The organism is Acinetobacter sp. X9, from assembly GCF_054889255.1.
Map to the genome: position 1 here is coordinate 112,887 of NZ_CM142679.1, position 18,755 is coordinate 131,641.

19 protein-coding genes are annotated in these 18,755 nt (G+C 37.7%); 8 read left to right on the forward strand and 11 right to left on the reverse strand.

Features of this window, described 5'->3' with window-relative positions; genetic code table 11:
• The first annotated feature begins 113 nt into the window (after window positions 1–113).
• Window positions 114–533 (forward strand): hypothetical protein, encoded by a 420-nt coding sequence (locus tag ACYU0V_RS00530; protein WP_461848652.1) that lies wholly within the window; start codon window positions 114–116, stop codon window positions 531–533.
• A 74-nt stretch (window positions 534–607) separates the two neighbouring features.
• Here the strand turns inward: ACYU0V_RS00530 and ACYU0V_RS00535 are convergent, their stop codons facing one another.
• Window positions 608–1,366 (reverse strand): AcfC family putative adhesin, encoded by a 759-nt coding sequence (locus ACYU0V_RS00535; RefSeq protein WP_461848653.1) that lies wholly within the window; start codon window positions 1,364–1,366, stop codon window positions 608–610.
• A 242-nt stretch (window positions 1,367–1,608) separates the two neighbouring features.
• Here ACYU0V_RS00535 and ACYU0V_RS00540 point away from each other — a divergent pair, with 242 nt between their 5' ends.
• Window positions 1,609–2,805, forward strand: coding sequence for an alpha/beta fold hydrolase (locus ACYU0V_RS00540; protein WP_461848655.1), 1,197 nt, complete (start codon window positions 1,609–1,611; stop codon window positions 2,803–2,805).
• A gap of 68 nt (window positions 2,806–2,873) precedes the next feature.
• Here the strand turns inward: ACYU0V_RS00540 and phoR are convergent, their stop codons facing one another.
• From phoR to ACYU0V_RS00555, 3 genes are all read right to left on the reverse strand, one after another.
• Complete coding sequence (phoR, locus tag ACYU0V_RS00545; protein WP_005300516.1) at window positions 2,874–4,232, reverse strand: phosphate regulon sensor histidine kinase PhoR; 1,359 nt, start codon at window positions 4,230–4,232, stop codon at window positions 2,874–2,876.
• A 9-nt stretch (window positions 4,233–4,241) separates the two neighbouring features.
• On the reverse strand, window positions 4,242–4,952 hold the full coding sequence (phoB, locus tag ACYU0V_RS00550; protein ID WP_000650776.1) for a phosphate regulon transcriptional regulator PhoB: 711 nt from the start codon (window positions 4,950–4,952) through the stop codon (window positions 4,242–4,244).
• A gap of 254 nt (window positions 4,953–5,206) precedes the next feature.
• The gene (locus tag ACYU0V_RS00555; RefSeq protein WP_031949648.1) at window positions 5,207–5,878 is read right to left on the reverse strand and encodes a TetR/AcrR family transcriptional regulator; all 672 of its coding nucleotides are present in this window, start codon (window positions 5,876–5,878) and stop codon (window positions 5,207–5,209) included.
• A gap of 210 nt (window positions 5,879–6,088) precedes the next feature.
• Here ACYU0V_RS00555 and ACYU0V_RS00560 point away from each other — a divergent pair, with 210 nt between their 5' ends.
• Window positions 6,089–6,922, forward strand: coding sequence for an SDR family NAD(P)-dependent oxidoreductase (locus ACYU0V_RS00560; protein WP_002121857.1), 834 nt, complete (start codon window positions 6,089–6,091; stop codon window positions 6,920–6,922).
• A gap of 57 nt (window positions 6,923–6,979) precedes the next feature.
• On the opposite strand, the gene ACYU0V_RS00565 is transcribed toward ACYU0V_RS00560, so the two are convergent.
• From ACYU0V_RS00565 to ACYU0V_RS00585, 5 genes are all read right to left on the reverse strand, one after another.
• The gene (locus ACYU0V_RS00565) at window positions 6,980–8,347 is read right to left on the reverse strand and encodes an MATE family efflux transporter (protein ID WP_461848664.1); all 1,368 of its coding nucleotides are present in this window, start codon (window positions 8,345–8,347) and stop codon (window positions 6,980–6,982) included.
• Between the two features lie 106 nt (window positions 8,348–8,453).
• On the reverse strand, window positions 8,454–9,608 hold the full coding sequence (locus ACYU0V_RS00570; RefSeq protein WP_461848665.1) for a pyridoxal phosphate-dependent aminotransferase: 1,155 nt from the start codon (window positions 9,606–9,608) through the stop codon (window positions 8,454–8,456).
• 28 nt (window positions 9,609–9,636) lie between these two features.
• Window positions 9,637–10,947: a DUF445 domain-containing protein gene (locus ACYU0V_RS00575; RefSeq protein ID WP_373883655.1), complete on the reverse strand. Its 1,311-nt coding sequence runs from the start codon at window positions 10,945–10,947 to the stop codon at window positions 9,637–9,639.
• Window positions 10,948–10,960: 13 nt separating this feature from the next.
• A complete protein-coding gene (locus ACYU0V_RS00580) occupies window positions 10,961–11,524 on the reverse strand; it encodes a CC0125/CC1285 family lipoprotein (RefSeq protein ID WP_002122008.1) in 564 nt (187 codons plus the stop codon).
• 59 nt (window positions 11,525–11,583) lie between these two features.
• Window positions 11,584–12,123: a DUF924 family protein gene (locus tag ACYU0V_RS00585; protein WP_349913884.1), complete on the reverse strand. Its 540-nt coding sequence runs from the start codon at window positions 12,121–12,123 to the stop codon at window positions 11,584–11,586.
• A 168-nt stretch (window positions 12,124–12,291) separates the two neighbouring features.
• On the opposite strand from ACYU0V_RS00585, the gene gshA reads away from it, so the two are divergent.
• Both gshA and ACYU0V_RS00595 read left to right on the forward strand, forming a co-directional pair.
• On the forward strand, window positions 12,292–13,869 hold the full coding sequence (gene gshA / locus ACYU0V_RS00590) for a glutamate--cysteine ligase (RefSeq protein ID WP_005066727.1): 1,578 nt from the start codon (window positions 12,292–12,294) through the stop codon (window positions 13,867–13,869).
• Between the two features lie 16 nt (window positions 13,870–13,885).
• Window positions 13,886–14,404, forward strand: coding sequence for a disulfide bond formation protein B (locus ACYU0V_RS00595; RefSeq protein ID WP_060465114.1), 519 nt, complete (start codon window positions 13,886–13,888; stop codon window positions 14,402–14,404).
• Window positions 14,405–14,460: 56 nt separating this feature from the next.
• On the opposite strand, the gene ACYU0V_RS00600 is transcribed toward ACYU0V_RS00595, so the two are convergent.
• Complete coding sequence (locus ACYU0V_RS00600) at window positions 14,461–15,108, reverse strand: haloacid dehalogenase-like hydrolase (RefSeq protein WP_068564596.1); 648 nt, start codon at window positions 15,106–15,108, stop codon at window positions 14,461–14,463.
• Window positions 15,109–15,253: 145 nt separating this feature from the next.
• On the opposite strand from ACYU0V_RS00600, the gene ACYU0V_RS00605 reads away from it, so the two are divergent.
• The 3 genes from ACYU0V_RS00605 to ACYU0V_RS00615 all read left to right on the forward strand — a co-directional run bounded on the left by ACYU0V_RS00605 (window position 15,254) and on the right by ACYU0V_RS00615 (window position 17,213).
• Window positions 15,254–15,607, forward strand: a complete 354-nt coding sequence (locus tag ACYU0V_RS00605; RefSeq protein WP_060465112.1) for a DUF5991 domain-containing protein — start codon at window positions 15,254–15,256, stop codon at window positions 15,605–15,607.
• A 214-nt stretch (window positions 15,608–15,821) separates the two neighbouring features.
• A complete protein-coding gene (locus ACYU0V_RS00610; RefSeq protein WP_461848667.1) occupies window positions 15,822–16,439 on the forward strand; it encodes a hypothetical protein in 618 nt (205 codons plus the stop codon).
• Between the two features lie 129 nt (window positions 16,440–16,568).
• On the forward strand, window positions 16,569–17,213 hold the full coding sequence (locus tag ACYU0V_RS00615) for a hypothetical protein (RefSeq protein ID WP_461848668.1): 645 nt from the start codon (window positions 16,569–16,571) through the stop codon (window positions 17,211–17,213).
• A 113-nt stretch (window positions 17,214–17,326) separates the two neighbouring features.
• Here the strand turns inward: ACYU0V_RS00615 and ACYU0V_RS00620 are convergent, their stop codons facing one another.
• The gene (locus ACYU0V_RS00620; RefSeq protein ID WP_017387586.1) at window positions 17,327–18,670 is read right to left on the reverse strand and encodes a PGAP1-like alpha/beta domain-containing protein; all 1,344 of its coding nucleotides are present in this window, start codon (window positions 18,668–18,670) and stop codon (window positions 17,327–17,329) included.
• Window positions 18,671–18,755 lie beyond the last annotated feature (85 nt).

Genomic DNA, 18,755 nt, shown 5'->3' on the forward strand with positions numbered 1-18,755 from the left:
TGGTATTTAAAATATTAAATACCAAGTTAATTTTATTTTAACTATTTATAAGTTTTATATATTTTATAATTAAGTATAATAAATCTCACATATATTGATTAGTATAAAATCTAATGCAATCACTTCCGAACGTTCTACTATATCTTGCTGCACTATTAACATTCTGTGCCGCATTACTTCATTTTGTTTGTGTGTTCTGGGGAGCAAATGGTTTTCGGTTTTTAGGGGCGGGGAAAAGTATTGTCCAGATGGCCGAAAGAGGGCACTGGTATCCTAATTTTACAGCTATAACTGTGGGATTAATTCTAACAGTATGTGCTACATATGCCTTCTTTGCAGCAAAGGGAATACAGGTATTACCTTTTACAAAAATTATTTTGTCGCTTGTTGCAGCAGTGTTTCTTATCCGTGGTTTTGCTTTTCCATGGTTAAAGTCAAAATTTGTCGGTAATAGTGATTTATTTTGGTATGTCAGCTCAGCCTTTTGTTTAATATTGGGCGCTTTATATGCCGCAGGTGTATATTTAATTTGAAACGAATATATTCTAGGTGAACTAGAGTGAATAATTTTAAAAAATAAAAGGGAGCTTGGCTCCCTTTTTTTTAATTATTTAGTCCAACCATATTTTTTGAAAATAGTATTGCCTTGTTGTGAAGATAAGAACTCTACAAAACGTTTAGCCTCGGCATCTTTTAAACTATGTTTAGTCAAGGCTACACCTGTATCGCGATAGACAACTAGCTCTGGTTCGATAGGAATAACTTGTCCAACATCTGGGTTACTGATTCCCCAAATATTAAAGACTAACCAAGCATCATAGCTGCTATTTTCTTCCCATTTTTTCTTGGCAATACCTGTGTTGGCTGCATAGGTGGCAATATTTTTTCGAAAAGCTTTTGTTAATTGAATATTTCCGGTTCTGCCAGCGATATCTTCCCACATACCGACTTGACCCGCACCATGAGTAACTAAAACTTTAACGCCAGATTTAGCTAGATCTTTAAATCCTTTAATATTTTTAGGATTTCCTTTGCGTACTAAAATGGCTGCAGGGCGTAAATATAAAGGTTCAACCGAGTCTTTTATAATTTGATCAGAAAAGGTATTTTCGAAATCAGACATCATGGCTTCGGAACCACTATAGATAACATCTGCATCTAGTTTCGCTTTTTCAGACCATTGAGCAGTAGGACCAGAAGTCACATGGACTGCTATGCCAGTTTTATTGGTGAATTGTTTGGCGGCTTCTTTCATGGCGGGTGCGGGCCCACCCGGACCATAGACTTGTACGTCTGCAAAACTATGGATAGATAGAGAACCGAGAATAAGAAAAATCAGGTAGGGTATAAATTTTTGTTTTGACATTTTAATCACTATAGTAATTAAGAAAATATCAGCATATATTTTTTATTATTGAAATTGGATTAATTTTTGCAACGATATTTATAATACATTTCTTTAAAATATATTTAATGAGATTTTAATAGACTATATATAAATGTAAATTATTTTGAGTTAAATATAAATATAGAAGATTCTATGGTAATTTATATTTTATAAATTAATTATTTAAATAGATGTAATGTAAATAATAGAGGAGTAATCCCTTGATTAAAAAAAGTAATTCTTTTTTTAAAATTTTATTTAGCAGTATTTGTTTGGTGTCTGGCTCTGCTATGGCTGCTCAAATTACCGATTTGGGTAAGCAAATTGTGAACGAAAAACCAGGCTCAATACTCTCTATAGCACAACAAGATGTGACAGATTTATTTCCTCATGCAGATCAGCGCTTGTTGGTTAATTATCGTAGTCGAGGTATTCAGGGCGAGCCTATTGTTGCATCGGCTTTTATTTTATTACCGAAAGGAACACCACCAAAAAATGGCTGGCCGATACTGGCTTGGGTGCATGGTACGACTGGAGTTGCTGATACTTGTGCACCTTCGGGTGACTATGTGGGTGGACCAGTTCACTCATATCAAGAAGTTGCTTCAAAAGCTTTAGATGGTTGGCTTGCACGTGGTTATGCAATTGTTGCACCTGATTATCAGGGCTTAGGTACACCGGGCGGGCATCCTTATATGAATGCAAAGAGCCAACTACATACGGTTGTCGATGCAGTGCGGGCATTACATTTGCTTAAGCCCAAGAGCTTTAATAAACAGTGGTTGGTGATGGGGCACAGTCAAGGAGGGGCTGCGGCAATTGCAGTGTCTGCCTATGGTCAAAAAGATGCACCTGAACTAGATTTAAAAGGGGCAATTGCTCTTGCGCCAGGCGGCTATCAATATGAAGGCATTGCAGAATATGTGAAAACTAATCCGAACCCAGAACCTAGTGTGGCCGCTTTTTTCCCGATTGTGTTATTGGGAGCACAAGCAGCAGAACCAAGTATTGTTCCTGAAAACTTAGTCAGTGCAGAAATGAATGCGGTGCTAACTCAAGCGCGCAGTCGCTGTTTATCTGAACTTCAATCTGATTTGAAGAAGTCTCCTTCTAGCATATTTCTGCCTAATGCAGACTTAAAACCTCTTCTGGCTTATCTAAAACAACAGTCAATTGAAAATATGGTGCCGACTGTGCCGTTAATGATTGTTCAGGGCTCTAAAGATCATTTAGTCGACCCTAGAGGCACATCTGCTTATTATCAGCAGTTATGTAAATTAAAAAAACCAACTATATATCAAACGATTGATGGCGGAGATCATCGCGATGCACTGCGTCAAAGTAATACTTTTGCCACTCACTTTTTAAATGTAATAGAGAAAAATCAGACAAAATCGTATTGCTCGAATCTTAAGTAAATTGGTTTAAATAATACAAAAAAGCCGACTTTTCATGAGTCGGCTTTTTATATGTGCAGGGAATAGTTTTAGGTCATGTTATATAGTCTTTCTTTTGGAAAAACTGCGGTAAATGTTGATCCCTCGTTTTCTTTAGACTGCACATCTAAATACGCACCGTGTTGCATCAGCACGTGTTTTACAATTGCTAAGCCTAAACCTGTACCACCTGTTTGACGACTACGGTCACTGTCCACACGATAGAAGCGTTCAGTCAGGCGTGGTAAATGTTTAGGATTAATTCCGATGCCCGTGTCTTGTACACTAAAGTAAGCATGTTCGCCATCATCATGCCAGCCAATGGTAATGGTTCCACCTTTTGGCGTGTACTTGATGGCATTCGTAATTAAGTTACTAAATGCACTAGCAATTTCCATGTCGGAACCTATCAAGTCACAGTGGCTATCAATGTGTAAATTGAGCGTGTGTCCATAATCGGCATTGTAGGCCTGAGCATCATCAAAGAGTTGGCTCATTAAACTCGGCATTTCAATAATCTGATTTTTTGCGATTTTCTTATTATTTTCTAAATTCGATAATAGCAGTAAATCATTGACCAAAGCATTCATACGCTTGGTTTGTGATTGCATCTGGTCAAATGCACGTTTCCAGCGTGGGCTAATATCTTCCTGATCGGTAAAGGTTTCGATATAACCACTCAGTACGGTTAATGGTGTACGAAGTTCATGCGAAATATTATCGACAAAGTCTTTACGCATCTGCTCAAGGTTATGCATACGCGTCACATCGTAAGCCACCAATAAACGACTTTCTCCACCAAATCTTGTGAGCTTAACCTGCACATAACGGTCATCGTCAAAGTTGGAATGCAGCTTAATGCCGTCAGGTGCCTGATCAATATTGTTAAAATATTCTATAAAAGTAGGCTGGCGCAAAATCGTTAATAAGTTACGACCACGATCGAGAGGGCTGATTCCTAACAAACGTTCAGCAGCAGGGTTCCACCACTCGATTTGATGTTGGTCATCAATTAAAACTACGGCCTCAGCAAGGGCAACTAATGAAGACTGAGCTCGGTCAATTAAACCGACCATTTCGGCCTGAACAATTCGTTCCTGACGCTGAGCACGGTAAACATTAAATAATAATGCACCCCAAATCCCGTTAAGATTTGGAGGCACATCATAAGGTTTATTGGCAATCCAGTCATTGACCAGATATAAAGAACGCAACTGGAGTGTAAAAAACACTACGAAGGCGATAAAAATACAACTCCAGAAATACCCGACACCTAAACCGACTAAACCGGCAATAATTAGAAAAAATAATAAGAGCCGTAAATCTTGTTTGGCAAACGTCCATAAACTACTGTAGCGGGAAAGTTTTTGTTCACGTACCTGTTCGGGGACGGGGTAGGGTTCATACATAAATCTTGGTTAACCTGCGGCTAAATCTGCACGTGTTGAGAAACGGTAGCCAGTTCCACGCACAGTCTGAACAAATCGGTCTACACCAAAAGGTTCTAAAACTTTACGCAAACGGCGAATGTGCACATCGATAGTGCGGTCTTCGATATATACATTACCGCCCCATACCTGATCGAGCAACTGGGCACGCGTATATGCACGTTCTGGATGGGTCATAAAAAACGCAAGTAAGCGATATTCAGTTGGGCCCATATCTAAAATGCTGTTGCCAAAGCTAACACGCTGGCTTACAGGATCAAGAATTAAACCATTGGCATCAATTGTTTTTTCACCACTTAATGCATTTGCACGACGTAGAACTGCCTTAATACGTGAAACCAGTTCCCGTGTTGAGAAAGGCTTCGTCATGTAATCATCTGCACCCGCATCAAGACCTTGTACTTTATGGTCTTCTTCTCCACGAGCGGTGAGCATAATCACTGGAATTTCTGCTAGGTTCTCATCACGTTTTAAGCGGCGACATAAATCCACACCACTTACGCCTCCAGGTAACATCCAATCAAGCAAGATAAGCGCCGGACGTTGGTCGACGATAATTTGATGAGCCTGTTTGGCATCTTCAGCCTGTAAACACTGAAAGCCTGCCATGTCCAAAGAAGTATGGATCATTTCACGAATAGGGAGCTCATCATCGACAATTAAAATATAGTCATCTTTCACAGCGCAATATCCTATAGATTTAACGGTGAACCGTTTTGTAGTTATGACAGGCTTATTACAAAGATTAATTATGACAATTTCATTGCAGAAAAGTCTATAAAATTGAATTTAGCAATAATTTGTGACAAAACCGAGGCAAAGGCATGACCAAATGATGACATATAAACTTTAAACTTCTTAAATTCATTCAATGGGTTATTACCATAATTGCTTAACCGGTTTTTTAGATTATTAGCTGTCAAAAAACTTTAATATTATTTTGAAACTTGGGCTAATAGCGATAAGAAAACAATACGGCATGCGGTTAAAACCTGCTCAAGAGACTGCTCAAATCCTCCCATGACCCATCGAATCGCAATTTGAGTGACATATCCATTCAAGCCAGTTGCGATTAAAGAGAGCTCATTTTCATGGTGTTGAATTTGCGGCATGGTTAGCATAACAAAGGCCTGAATCATGCGATCAAATTGCGCAAGCGTTTCTTGAATGGTGGCTTGATTATGTAATTCTTGTACCAAAACGGCATCGACATAGATGATACGAGCTAATCTTGGATCATCTTTTAAGGTGGTCAGCAGTGCTCTTAAACCCGCATCGACCATTTTTTCTGGATCGGGTGCAGCTTTAATCACGGCTTGCATCAGATTTTGCTGTAATTCTTCAATCATTTTTAAAAAGATGGTTTGGAATAAATCTTCACTTTTCTTAAATGATTCATAAAAATAACGTTCTGTGAGTTTTGCCTCTTGGCAAACATCTTTTACCGTCACTGAAAAAAAACCGAGCGTTCCGTAGGTCGCAATACCTGCTTCAATCAGTTTTTCACGGCGTGCCTCTTTACGTTCAGATAGAGATAACCCTTTGAACTGACGTTCTTTACTCACACTTTTTGTTTTCTTTTTACTGGTTGAGTCGTTAGTCGCCATAAATAAATTGTTTCCTAAAGAATGGTTTCCTAATTTATAGGTTTTGGCCAAATATGCTCACTATGATAAAGCCCTCAGCAGAATTGTGCCATTCTATCTGAAATTACAGTGTACTATATTGACAATGTGTATTGTCAAAATTATATTGAAGGTGTCTAAAGTGCACATGCAATGAACCGGTTGTGCAAATCGAAAAACAAAGGATGGACAATGAAAAATTTTAAAAACAAAGTCGCTGCAATTACGGGCGCGGGTTCTGGCATTGGGCAACAGTTAGCAATTCTTTTGGCAAAACAGGGCTGCCATCTTTCGTTGAGTGATATTAATGAAAAAGGATTACAACAAACTGTCGAGCTTTTAAAGCCGTACAGCAATATTACTGTTACTACCAAAAAGCTTGATGTGTCTGACCGTGAAGCGGTAAAGCAGTGGGCGCAAGAAACAGTACAAGATCACGGCTCTGTTAACCTGATTTTTAACAATGCTGGTGTTGCGTTAGGTTCGACTGTCGAAGGCGCGACCTACGAAGATTTAGAGTGGATTGTTGGGATTAACTTCTGGGGTGTCGTATACGGTACTAAAGAATTTTTACCGTTCATTAAGCAAACTCAAGATGGGCACATTATTAACATCTCGAGCTTATTTGGTCTGACTGCTCAACCGACTCAATCTGGTTATAACGCAACTAAATTTGCTGTACGTGGCTTTACCGAATCATTACGCCAAGAGTTAGATATTGAAAAAAGTGGTGTGAGTTCTTTGTGCGTACATCCGGGGGGAATTCGCACCAATATTGCTAAAGCTGCAAAAATGAGTGATAGCTTGAGTACTTTAGGTATGGACCCAGCTAAATCGATTCAAAACTTTGATAAGTTCCTACGTACTCCACCAGAAGAAGCGGCTCGTCAAATCTTGGATGCTGTTTTGAAAAATAAACGCCGTTTATTGATTGGTAGTGATGCAAAATTTCTTGATGCATTGCAGCGTTTGTTCCCAACAGGATATCAACGCGCTTCAACCGTTGTGACCAAATGGATGAAATAAGTTTTAAATTAAAAAAAGCCATCAAATGATGGCTTTTTTTATGTGGCTTGGATGGTTCTAAATAAGAACTTTGATCGTCTTTTTCTTCCAAATAAATTGATAATACAAGCCTTGAATAATACATAGACTGACAAATGCCAAGGCATAGGCAACCCAAATGCCTTTAAGTCCCCACATTGAGCTAAACCAGTAAGCACATGGAATTTCAATAAATAAAATGGCAGAGATGTTAATTAGCATTGGAACAGTCACGGTGCCGCTCGCACGCATGATAGATGCAAAAATGGCACCTGCGCCAAAGAATAAAATTGCCCAAAGTACAATAAACAAAAGCTGTTGACCTAATACCACCACAGTTGGGTCTGTGATGAATAAAGCCATCAAATATTTTGAAAATAGATAACCAAGTGCAATTAAGGCACCTGTAAATAAAAAGTTCATACCTAAAGCGGTGCGTGTAACACGTGCGAGTAGATCTGATTTACCCGCACCAATCGCTTGCGCTGCAAAAATTGAGGCTGCGATGGAGATCGAAATCGCTGGAAACTGAATGTAGTTGAGCACCTGATTCACTGCACCATACGCTGCTGTAGCATGTGAACCATAATGGTTAACCAACCCAACAATAACTAAACCCGCCATTGAGGTCGTAATCATTTGAATACCAGTTGGGACGCCTAAACGTAAAATGATTTTACTCAGTTCTGGATTATGACGAATATGTTGCAGAAGTTGACGATTCGGCCGGAGTGGATGATTTTTCTTATTTAGATAAATCGCGAGAAAAATCAAAATAGCCACATAACCCATGATCGTTGCGATTGCTGGAGCAATAATCCCAAGAGCAGGTAAGCCAAAATAACCTTTAAGTAATATTGGGGTAATTACTAAACCAATTACACTTGTTAGAGCAAGGGCCAGTAAAGGGGTCGTACTATCTCCCACACCACGTAAAATTGAGGTATAGATAATATAAACGAACAGAAGTGGGCTACCTGCCAGCATCCATTGCACATAAGGCAAAGCAAGATGCATGACCTTCGGATCTGTCCCTAAAAGCTCCAAAATATCATGGGCGAAAAACACACCGATAATCGCGGTAATAATTCCACCAATGATGGTCATAAACAGGGTAGAACCAACCACACTTTGGACTTTTTCTATATTTTGCGCGCCCCATGCTTGCCCTACTAAAACAGTCGTACCTGTTGAAATCCCGATAATAAAAGCGAGGAGCAAAAACAAAATAGGGAAAAAAACCGAGACGGCAGCAATCGCATCAACTCCCATCATTTGACCAACAAAGATGGTGTTAATAGTTCCCGACAAGTTCTGCAAAATATTGGTTGCAATCAAGGGTAGCAAGAAAACAAAAAATGTTTTCCATAGATTTTGCTGTTGAATTAAGGACTGTCTTGGTGGCATGTATTCTCCATCGCCCATCTCTTTGTTGAGCTGGGCGGATATTCAACTTAGCATAGTTGGAGTGAATGACTTGTAGTATTTTTACAGCGCTAAGTGGCTAAATTTATTAACATTGATTCAAAATTTCTCCTGCTTTTTTCAGAGTCTCATCATTTTTAGCAAAGCAGAATCGAATCAAGCGTAAAGACTCAGGCGCTTGCTGATAGAAAACCGAAACTGGAATAGCCACAATCTTATGTTGTTCGGCAAGAAACTGGCACATTTCTACATCGTTTAAGTCGGGACGAATTTGACTGTAATCGAGGTTTTGGAAATAAGTACCTTGAGAAGGTTTAAGTAAAAAACGACTATTGTGAATTGCCTGATTAAATCGATCTCTTTTCGTTTGGTAAAACTGCGAAAGCTCTTGAATATGTTCTGGATGTTGCTCCATATATTGTGCTAGCGCAATCTGACAAGGAGTCGTACCACAGAAATTCGCATATTGATAAATCTGGCGGAATAAACGCATCAGCTCAGGTGAAGCGACGCAATAACCTGTTTTCCAGCCTGTCACATGAAAGGTTTTTCCAAAAGAACCAATTACAAAACTACGCTCTCTGAGCTCTGGAAAATGCAATGCACTAAAGTGTTGTTGACCATCAAAAACTAAGTGTTCATAGACTTCATCGGATAAAACCAAAATATTTTTATCTTGAATCAGTTCAATGAGTTCTAACCAGTCTTGTTTATCCCAGATCGTACCTGTTGGATTATGGGGAGTATTCACCACAATCATGCGGGTTTTGTCATTAATCAAATCTTTAACGTGTTGCCAGTTCACCTTAAAGTCAGGTGCCTCAAGTGCGATATGAACTGCTTTACCACCTGCTAACTGCACAGAAGGGCCGTAGCTGTCGTAACTTGGGTCAAAAATAATGACTTCATCACCTGCATTGATGCAGGCTTGTATGGCACAAAAAATTGCAATGGTTGCGCCTGGTGTAATTGTGATTTGAGTAACAGGATCAAGTTGAAGCCGATCACGCTGCTGAAATTGTAAAGCGAGTTGCTCCCGTAAACCGAGAATACCATCGCCAGGTGGGTACTGATTATGTCCAGCTAAAGTCGCTTGAGATAAGGCTTCAAGTAAGGCTTGTGGCGCCGGAAAATCTGGAAAGCCTTGTGACAGGTTGAGTGCACCTAGACGATGTGCCAGTGCCGTCATGGTACTAAAAATAGTCACGCCTTGAGTGGCCAATTTTGACTGTAGCTGAAGCATATTGTTCTCTTATTAAAAATATTTAAAGTTATAAAATTGATTCAATCACTGCCCGAATTACACCAAGTGTCAAACCAATAAATGCACCCACTACCACACCATTTACTCGGATCATGTGCAAGTCGCCACCGACTTCATTTTCAATTTTCCCGATCATTTCACGTGAATCCCATTCATGAATGCGTTCACTCACATAGCGTATGATTTTATGGCTATATTGATCCGTAAAATTCATGGCAAGTCCTGTCATTTCTTTGTTGAGAACTTCACGTACTTTTACATTTTGAACAAGGTTTTCACCGAGCTGCTGAATGGCAGCTCGCAGATTCATTGCAATGCCAGAGTCTTCTTTCATTAAATCTTCTTTAATGGCATCACACAAAATGGTGACAGCACCACTAATAAAATTTAGAACTTGAGGACTATCAAGGAGCGCATCTTTACCGCTGTTAAGGCGTTGACTGGCAACACTATCGGGTTTCGCTAGCTCCAGCATGAGTGAATGCGCAATGATTTCAATTTCTTGTCGCCATGGGTGTTCATGGTCGGCCAGCATCGATTCTACTTTTTCAACCAATGAGTCGATGGTACGTTGTTGAACATCAATACCAATCCAGCTTGCGCCTCTTGCAAGTGACCAGACGCCCAGTGCTTTAAACATTTTTCGGGTTAATTCACGGGTTTTATCTGGATTTTGTACGACCCATTCATGAGCGATATCGAGACCACGTTGTAAAACGTCTTGGTGGAAATCATTTTCCAATACTGCACGCAGCATTTCACTGGCGAGTTTGTTGACTTGGGTATTACGTACCCATTGCACACTGTTGTTTTGCACAAAATTAGCAATTTGCTCTTGGCTCACAAACTCAAAAATTTTCGGTACAGTTTGCTGAATGAGCTGCACCACTTGCGTATTGTTTTGCGGACTTGCCAACCATTGACCAATTGCGAGACTTAAGTCTGTTTTTTCTAAGCTTCTTTCGACTACTTGAGGCGAAAGAAAATTTTCCTGTACAAAACGGCCCATTGACTCTGCAATGCGTGCCTTATTGCGCGGAATAATCTCGGTATGGTCGCGTAAAAACTTAGGAATCGGTAACTTACCAAAAGGGTTCCGAAACAGAACTGTAATCGCGTACCAATCGGCTAGACCACCAACTACACCTGCTTCGGCCCCTAGCATTAAAATATGAATAAAACCTGTGTACTCTGGCAGAAAACGGTCGGCTACCATCAGTGCAATCCACAGCACAACGACGATGATCAGCGCTAGGGTAGCAAAATATTTACTACGTTTAAGACTGGGCACGTGGTGAACTTCTTCTGCCATGCTCATAAATTTATCCTATTCATTTTTGTTTTACTGGAGGCTCGGGTGGTGGCAACAGCGCTCCTGTCGGACTCAATCCATATTTTTGTCCGATTGATTTCAAGATCAAGGTTGCATCAAAAGCGTCTTGAGGAGCTTGCTTTTGATCCCGATAACATTCAATAGTATACGACACTTGAACAGGGTCGATATTGACCACTTGTGGGAAATCATAGAACGGATCATGCCAGAAACCTGGATAGCGACGACCATAGCCATAAGGATAAAAGCTTGGAGCAGATGGATAAACCACAGCCTGACGTGGTGGTTTCTGACTTTGGTTACTTGGGTCATTCAGTACTTTAAAAAAGCGGAAACCTTTTTGTACGGTCGTTTGCGCTGATTTTACCAAAGTGATTTCTTCAGCTGCACCGTAACTCATATTCGGATCGGCTTGAAAACTAATACGAAACGTTTGCGCATTTAAAGGGTATGCGGAAAACTGACCAAGTTGATCAAAGGTTTTTGGTTTACTTGGAGTCGTTGCACAAGCAGTTAAGGTTAAGGCAGTGCCTAAGGCTAAACAAAGAGAGAGATATTTCATGGTGAACTCCCAGCTGAGCATTAAAACAAAGATGACTCAGCATTAAAAATTAAGAAGCTTTAAAAACTACTGTTCGGTTCTAATAAAAATTCGGTTTCCTCTAGAGTAGAAACACGTCCGAGAATGGTATTGCGATGAGGATAACGTCCAAAGCGATCTATAATCACTTTATGCTTTTTCTCAAAGCTTAAATTAATTTCATTGCCGAGACGTTGAAATAGTTTCAAGGCAAACTCATGAATCAATTTTGATTCACTATGCATAAACGGCATATATAAAAAAGAGCGTTGCTCTGGATTAAGTTGTGCATCGAGTTGCAAACTAATTGCTTCTTGTGCCAAAGCTAATGCCAAGCTGTCATAGGCAAAAGATTGGGGCTGATCACGATAGATGTTGCGAGAAAACTGGTCTAGTACAATAATCTCTGCCAAACGACCTTCAGCCGTTTTTCGCCAAGACCAGAGTTCTGCTTGAGTTGCCTGTCGATGAACATCAGAAAAATTTTCACGGATTTTTTTGTCAAAATCATCACTTTTTGCAAACCAAAGTGAACGGTGTTCAGGAGAAAACCAGAAGTTTAAAATGTCTTGTTCGTTCATGATATTGACAACTCTTTAGCAATTATTCTTCAATAAAATCACAATTCTTTCGTGTCTTAAATAACAAGATTGTGATAAAAATTGCCAAACTGGAATGATGTGATTATATAAGTAACCGTATCATCTCACGATTTTGTATATAGTGATCTTTAATAAGCGAGCAAATGCATGAGTCAACCCACTACACCATCTCAATCAGTTATTCCTGCTTGGGTGGATTCGTCGCTACTACAAGGCATGTTACGTGGAATAGAGCGTGAAAGCCTACGTATGCAAAGTAATGGGTTCTTATCACAAGAGTTACATCCGAAAGCATTAGGTTCAGCTTTAACACATCCAAAAATTACGACTGATTATTCAGAAGCGTTGATGGAGTTTATTACCTCACCTAAGCCAACAATTGAAGAAGCTCTGCATGAGCTCACCGATATTCATGCGGTTGTACATCGTCATTTAGAAAATGGTGAAAAACTCTGGCCGCTGTCTATGCCATGTATGTTAGACGACAATGAAGAACGCATTCGTCTAGCGCAATATGGCACTTCTAATATTGGCCGTTTTAAAACACTATATCGCCGTGGGTTAGGAATTCGATATGGTCGTCGTATGCAGACCATTTCAGGGGTGCATTACAACTTATCTTTCCCAGATACACTTTTTGCTGAGCTACAAGCTCATGAAACTGACGAACAATTAAAATCATTAAGTTTGCAGGATTACCGTAGCCATCGTTATTTTGGCCTTATTCGTAATTTTATTCGTTTAACACCATTGGTCATGTTCTTGGTGGGCGCAAGCCCAACAGTCTGTCGTTGTTTCTTGACCGGACACAAACATCATTTGTTGCCTTTAATCAAAGGTTCATACTATTTACCGTATGCTACAGCACTCCGTATGGGGCGATTAGGCTATCAAAACTCAGCACAAAAAAGCTTAGGTATTCATTACAACAATTTGTCTGGCTATCTGGATGGTTTACAAAAAGCCGTTCATTCTCCTTACCCACCATTTAGCCGTTTAGGGTTAAATGATGCATCTGGTGAGCCGTTGCAAATTAATGATCATGTTTTGCAGATTGAGAATGAATATTACAGTCTAGTACGTCCAAAACAGGTGCCTCAAGCAGGTGAAACACCGTCTCAAGCTTTAAAAAATCGAGGCGTTGGTTATGTTGAGTTACGTGCTGTAGATGTAAATCCATACTCGGCAATTGGCGTTGATGAAACGACAGCAGGCTTTCTTGAAGTGTTAGCACTTTATTGTCTGTTAAGTGATAGCCCAGATCTGTTATGTCCTGAACAAGACTTGGTTGAGAAAAATCAGACAGAGGTGGTCAACCGAGGTCGAGCGCCAAATGCAACCATTACAGATTTAACAGGGTCATATCACATTGAAGATTGGGCACGTTTATATATTGCAAAAATGCAAGATTGTGCACAGTTACTCGATCAGACCTATGCAACGGACTTGTATGGTTCAGCTTTGGCGGTCATGCAAGCACGAATTGATGAAGTTGATGAAACTTTATCTGCCCATGTCATTGACGATACGTTAAAGCATGGTGGAACTTGGAGTTTTGGTAGCCACATGGCTCAGTTACATGCTGAAAGTTATGAACAGCACGAGCTTAGTGTGGAAACTTTGAAACATTTTGAACAGTTGGCTGCGCAATCTTTACAGCAGCAAGAAAAACTTGAGCAAGATACCAAGATCAGTTTTGATCAATATCTTGAACAATATCGATAATAAAACGAGGTTTTACATGCGATTAAGTTACCGTTTGGTGAGTGGACTACTTGTTTTAGCAAGTATAGTCGGCATGTCTTTTGCGTTGTATCTGGAACATGTAAAAGGTTTAGAGCCATGTCCGCTCTGTATTTTTCAACGTGTTGGCTTAATGGCGATGGGCCTTGTAGCACTCATAGCCTTTTTGCATAACCCAGTTTCCAATGCGGTTAAACGTTTTTATGCATTTTTAGCAGGCATTGCAATTTTATGGTCAGTGGGTGTGGCAGGACGTCATGTCTGGTTACAACATTTACCACCAGATCAAGTACCAAGCTGTGGCCCAGGTTTAAATTATTTAATTGATGCCTTACCAATGAAAACGGTTTTACAAGAAGTATTGTCGGGTTCAGGTGAATGTGCAGCAATTGATTGGACCTTTTTAGGTCAATCTTTACCAGTTTGGTCATTGGTCTACTTCCTCTTACTATTACTGGTCTGTTTATGGCAGTTATTCCGTTTTTATCCAATAATTAAATTTGGTAAAAATAAATAGAATTTCTTAGTTAAATGTAAATAAAAAAGGATGCTATTCGAAGCATCCTTTTTTATTTAAAACCAATTTAATTTTTTTAAATTATTAATTTTAATTTTCTTGTTATCACTATTAATTAAATAGGGGAGTTTGGCACCCATCAAAATAGGCAAGTCATCTTCAATATCATCACTATATGTCGCGAACCAAGGTTGTTTGATATCAAGTTTATTCAATCTTCTTACTTTTTCTTCCGACCTACAATGTATCCCACTTATCCATCCTCCTAGTTTCTTTTGCAAAGGAGTACCAATAATTTGTACATCTAAATTGATAGACTCGAGTAAAACATTCGCTAACTTTTCTGGTGCAGCCGTGGCAATAAACACAATCCTTCCATGTGCTAAATGATCTTTAACTTCAGTTATACCTTGCTCAAACCAATATAATGAATCAGAAGTAATATCTTTGATATTATTGGAAAAATTTTTAAAACTGTATTCTAATTCTTCTTCATTCACACCATACGTTGCAATCCATAAATATAATGAAGCACCTCTAGATTTATACTTCTTAAATTTCATAAGAGGCAAAGCAACCGGCGTAACAATGAGTGCAGCGATAAATCTGAGAAGATTAGATTTCAATTTATCTGTTAACCATGCCTTTGTAGAGTCACCCGATAGTAATGTCCCATCCAAGTCAAAAACAACAATTTCTTTCATATATTTCTCTAGATTTGGTAATTGTGGTAAGAATTAATTTTCAAAAAAGAGTATTTTTAATAGTTGATTTATAAAGCAATAAAATATTTTATTGTATTGTAATTTAGTTATAATAGTTTGACTTGATTATTTATAAATTAATTAAATGAAAAAATTTTGTTTATTATTGCTGGCTCTTTCTGTTACCACATTTGCAAATGCAGATAAGTGGAATGGTACTTATCATTATTATAGTTCAGAAGAGTTGCTGGGTGGTAATGTTGTGACGATAGAATCGGTTTTAACGCTAACACCCAAAAAGTGTGAGTATTCTATTGCTGGCTTTCAGGTTGATAAATCTTATATATGTAAAGTGAAAAAGAAAAATAACGAACTATATTTCTTTAAAGTTCAAAGTGGTGAAAAGTTAGGAAAAGTAGTCTTTAAGAAAGGAAAATATTATCTTTATTCCGATGAAGTTTTAGATATCAAAGATAATCTATTTTATAAGGATAAATAATTGATATAGGGTTCTTTATAACCTTTTCTTTTTTTAATATTTGAAAAAATAAGAAAAGATTTAAAATTTTATAAAAAAGCCTAACATAAGTTCACTTTTTATATATCTTTACAGTTTATTGTCAACATTTAAGCATATGACTCGGCATATCTAAGATGAAGGTTTTAATACCTAAGTGATGAAGATATTTATGGAAGTAGCTATAGGATAGAATATGATTGAAATATTTAAACGAAAAATAACGGAAGTTACAGGATTTAATATGAAAAAGACTTTTATATCAATTTTTTTATTAAGCGGAATTATTTTTAGTTTTAACATATATGCAAATGATGATACTTTTGTAGTTTCTGCAAAATGTAAAGATGAATATAGTTCTAATTGTGACATTGTGAGAACTATAAATAGTAAGAATGAAATAGTTATAAAAGATGTCAAACTTTTAAATATTTCAAAAATAAATAAAAACTTATATAAAGTGAAAACATCTTGTGGGTCTCCATGTTTAGTTACGCTTTTCTATAGTCAAAATAAAGAGGATTCCACAGACGAATTTATTACTATTGATAATAAAAATAATTGTTTAATTGAAAGTAATAGTCAGAAAAAAGTCATTTATGCAAGAAAATTGTTTACAAATAAGCCTAGAAAAATTGTCGATTTAAAAACCAAAGAATTTAATGGGTTGTTACAAAGGTTTGATTATTATACTTATTTTAAGGAGGAAAGTTTTTTCTCACCTGATGGTAGTTTAAATTTAATTGCAAATGATTATAGGGAAATATTGGTTAAAAAGAAAATAAAAAATCCTTGTGGTGGTGATAAGAAGTAATTTATTTAGTGCCTTTAGTTGATAGAAATACTAATTTTCTTTTAGGTCTAGTGTAAGTGTTAAAAAAAGTATCAGAATTAATTTCTGGTTAGAAAATTGAGTCTTTTGATGATTAAGAGATTAGTGTTCATGGTTATAGAGAAAAACATAAACCTGCTTAAATATTTGAAAAATAAAATTATAAAATTTTACCTTTTTTATATTACGAAGCTAACTATATTGGCTCTTACATTTTTTGGATTTATTATTTGTTCAACCATCTATGCAAAAGAGACATTTAATGTTGAATTGAAATGTAAAGGGCATGATCAGGAATATTGTGATGTCGTAAAAAATGCTGATAATAAAAATAATTTTATTTTAAGAGATATGAGATACCCGGAGGTTGATAAAGTAAATGAAAATATTTTTCATACTTATGGTAGTTGTGGGTCACCATGTCAATATCATTTTTTTATAAGTAAAACAGAGGAAGATCAGACTAAAGAGTTTATTACTTTAGATAAAAATAATAATTGCCTAGTTGAAAGTGACTCTAAACGAAATCTTATTTATGCTAGAAAACTTTTTAATAAAAATAAAAAAATGATTTTTGATTTGAAAAATAAAGAATTTAATAATGTTCCAATCGATGTTGGTATATATAACTCATTTCAAGAAAGTTCATATTTTGATGATCAAGGACAGCTACATTTAGTAGCAATGTTAGCTGATGTTGATAAAAATGGTGATAGCTTATACTTTAATAAAATAATTAAGAAAGCTTGTGAATAATAAAAAGAATGATTGCGAAGATTTAAAATCTTTCTAAATATAAAACTTATGACAGATTTAAATGATTGTAAACTATACAATTTAGAAAAAGCCCAACATAAGTTGGGCTTTTTTTACGTCTCTACAATCCCTTCTAAATCTTCGAGCTTATAGTTCGGCATATCAATAATATGGGTTTGAATACCTTCTTGAACGTAATCATTAGCATGAGGATATAACCAGCGAGTGATCTGTTCCGCAACACTCGAGTGATACTGAATTTCAAAGTGATTTAAACCATAAAATACGGCTTTATGAGAGTCTGGAACTTTGAGCTGAAAACGTGGATTAGGGTGTTCACCTAGCGCGCTTTTCACACTCACCAAGTAATCGCCAATTACGGTCAACGCTTTGTTGCGTACTTTTTCAAATTCTAAGGTCCCTGCCACTAAAAAGGTGTTGATATGGGAAGGTAGTGGAGCAGGAGCACGGTTATCATCCATCATACCAATACGGGCATCCATATGTTCCCAATCATCATCACGAACGCTGCCGTGGCGTAAGTCTAGAATACCATTACTACGAATATTAACCAGTTGACCGAGTAAGCCCACAAAAGGGAAAGCCCCAAGTTTATCTTGTATGGTAAAGCCAAAGCGCTCTAAAACTGCCCCATGATGTGGAGAGCCAATACAAACTAGATTCTCGACCATATGGATCCATTGATACATATTTTGTTTGCCATAAAACAAGGCACTACGGGAAACCAGTCCGCCCATACTATGGCCAATGATATCAATGCTGGTAATTCTTGGATTACGTTGTACCAAGTCTTCTAATAAATTCGAAAAACTGCGTCCATTGGCTGAAATACGTCGACCTGTATTGTAATTTAAATACAGCATGGTGTTATGGTCACGCTGCGCTAACAGGCGCTCTCCAATTCCACCATAGTGTGCATTTGACCAAGTCAGATGGTTCATACACAAACCATGAGCTAAAATCACAATACGGCCTGCAAGTTCCCCTTGTTGTATTGCACCGTAGTGATCGTATAGCACCATGGGTAAGGCGAGGGGGCTATGCTGTTTCAGTAGATAATCCCCAAAAATCCCATTCAAAATGCCGACTAAAAAATGTAGGCTTGGGGTGAGTGGTTTTTCGTGAAGTGTAGGATATTTTTCAATAATATGACGTAAGCTTGGCGCTAAAAAACAGCTACCGTATTTTTGTAAAGCACCATAAGAAAATTGATATGCCTTTTGCACAAATGGTCGTTTTTGAAAGTTTTTAGCATTTTGTGTACTCACACCAAAAGCATTTTTTAATACTTCAATATTAATAACTTGAATTAATTCATGTACACCATTTAAGCTGGTACTGAACAGTTGAGCTAAACCTTCTAATACGTCTGCCTGACTAGGTGGCGTACGATCCCATTTACAATAAGTTTCATGTAGTGGTGTTAAGCTCGGCATATCTTTTCCCCATATACGTTATAACCGACGTTTTAAGCTGTACTTTTTATCAACGGCAGCTAACGTTTCCATCTTAGTAGTTTAA

Coding starts and splice junctions, on each gene's coding strand:
- ACYU0V_RS00535 (WP_461848653.1), bottom strand. CDS start 1,366: ATGTCAAAACAAAAATTTATACCCTACCTGATTTTTCTTATTCTCGGT.
- ACYU0V_RS00610 (WP_461848667.1), top strand. CDS start 15,822: ATGATTGAAATATTTAAACGAAAAATAACGGAAGTTACAGGATTTAAT.
- ACYU0V_RS00530 (WP_461848652.1), top strand. CDS start 114: ATGCAATCACTTCCGAACGTTCTACTATATCTTGCTGCACTATTAACA.
- phoR (WP_005300516.1), bottom strand. CDS start 4,232: ATGTATGAACCCTACCCCGTCCCCGAACAGGTACGTGAACAAAAACTT.
- ACYU0V_RS00595 (WP_060465114.1), top strand. CDS start 13,886: ATGCGATTAAGTTACCGTTTGGTGAGTGGACTACTTGTTTTAGCAAGT.
- ACYU0V_RS00555 (WP_031949648.1), bottom strand. CDS start 5,878: ATGGCGACTAACGACTCAACCAGTAAAAAGAAAACAAAAAGTGTGAGT.
- ACYU0V_RS00575 (WP_373883655.1), bottom strand. CDS start 10,947: ATGAGCATGGCAGAAGAAGTTCACCACGTGCCCAGTCTTAAACGTAGT.
- ACYU0V_RS00605 (WP_060465112.1), top strand. CDS start 15,254: ATGAAAAAATTTTGTTTATTATTGCTGGCTCTTTCTGTTACCACATTT.
- ACYU0V_RS00585 (WP_349913884.1), bottom strand. CDS start 12,123: ATGAACGAACAAGACATTTTAAACTTCTGGTTTTCTCCTGAACACCGT.
- ACYU0V_RS00570 (WP_461848665.1), bottom strand. CDS start 9,608: ATGCTTCAGCTACAGTCAAAATTGGCCACTCAAGGCGTGACTATTTTT.
- ACYU0V_RS00560 (WP_002121857.1), top strand. CDS start 6,089: ATGAAAAATTTTAAAAACAAAGTCGCTGCAATTACGGGCGCGGGTTCT.
- ACYU0V_RS00600 (WP_068564596.1), bottom strand. CDS start 15,108: ATGAAAGAAATTGTTGTTTTTGACTTGGATGGGACATTACTATCGGGT.
- ACYU0V_RS00615 (WP_461848668.1), top strand. CDS start 16,569: ATGGTTATAGAGAAAAACATAAACCTGCTTAAATATTTGAAAAATAAA.
- gshA (WP_005066727.1), top strand. CDS start 12,292: ATGAGTCAACCCACTACACCATCTCAATCAGTTATTCCTGCTTGGGTG.
- ACYU0V_RS00580 (WP_002122008.1), bottom strand. CDS start 11,524: ATGAAATATCTCTCTCTTTGTTTAGCCTTAGGCACTGCCTTAACCTTA.
- ACYU0V_RS00565 (WP_461848664.1), bottom strand. CDS start 8,347: ATGCCACCAAGACAGTCCTTAATTCAACAGCAAAATCTATGGAAAACA.
- ACYU0V_RS00620 (WP_017387586.1), bottom strand. CDS start 18,670: ATGCCGAGCTTAACACCACTACATGAAACTTATTGTAAATGGGATCGT.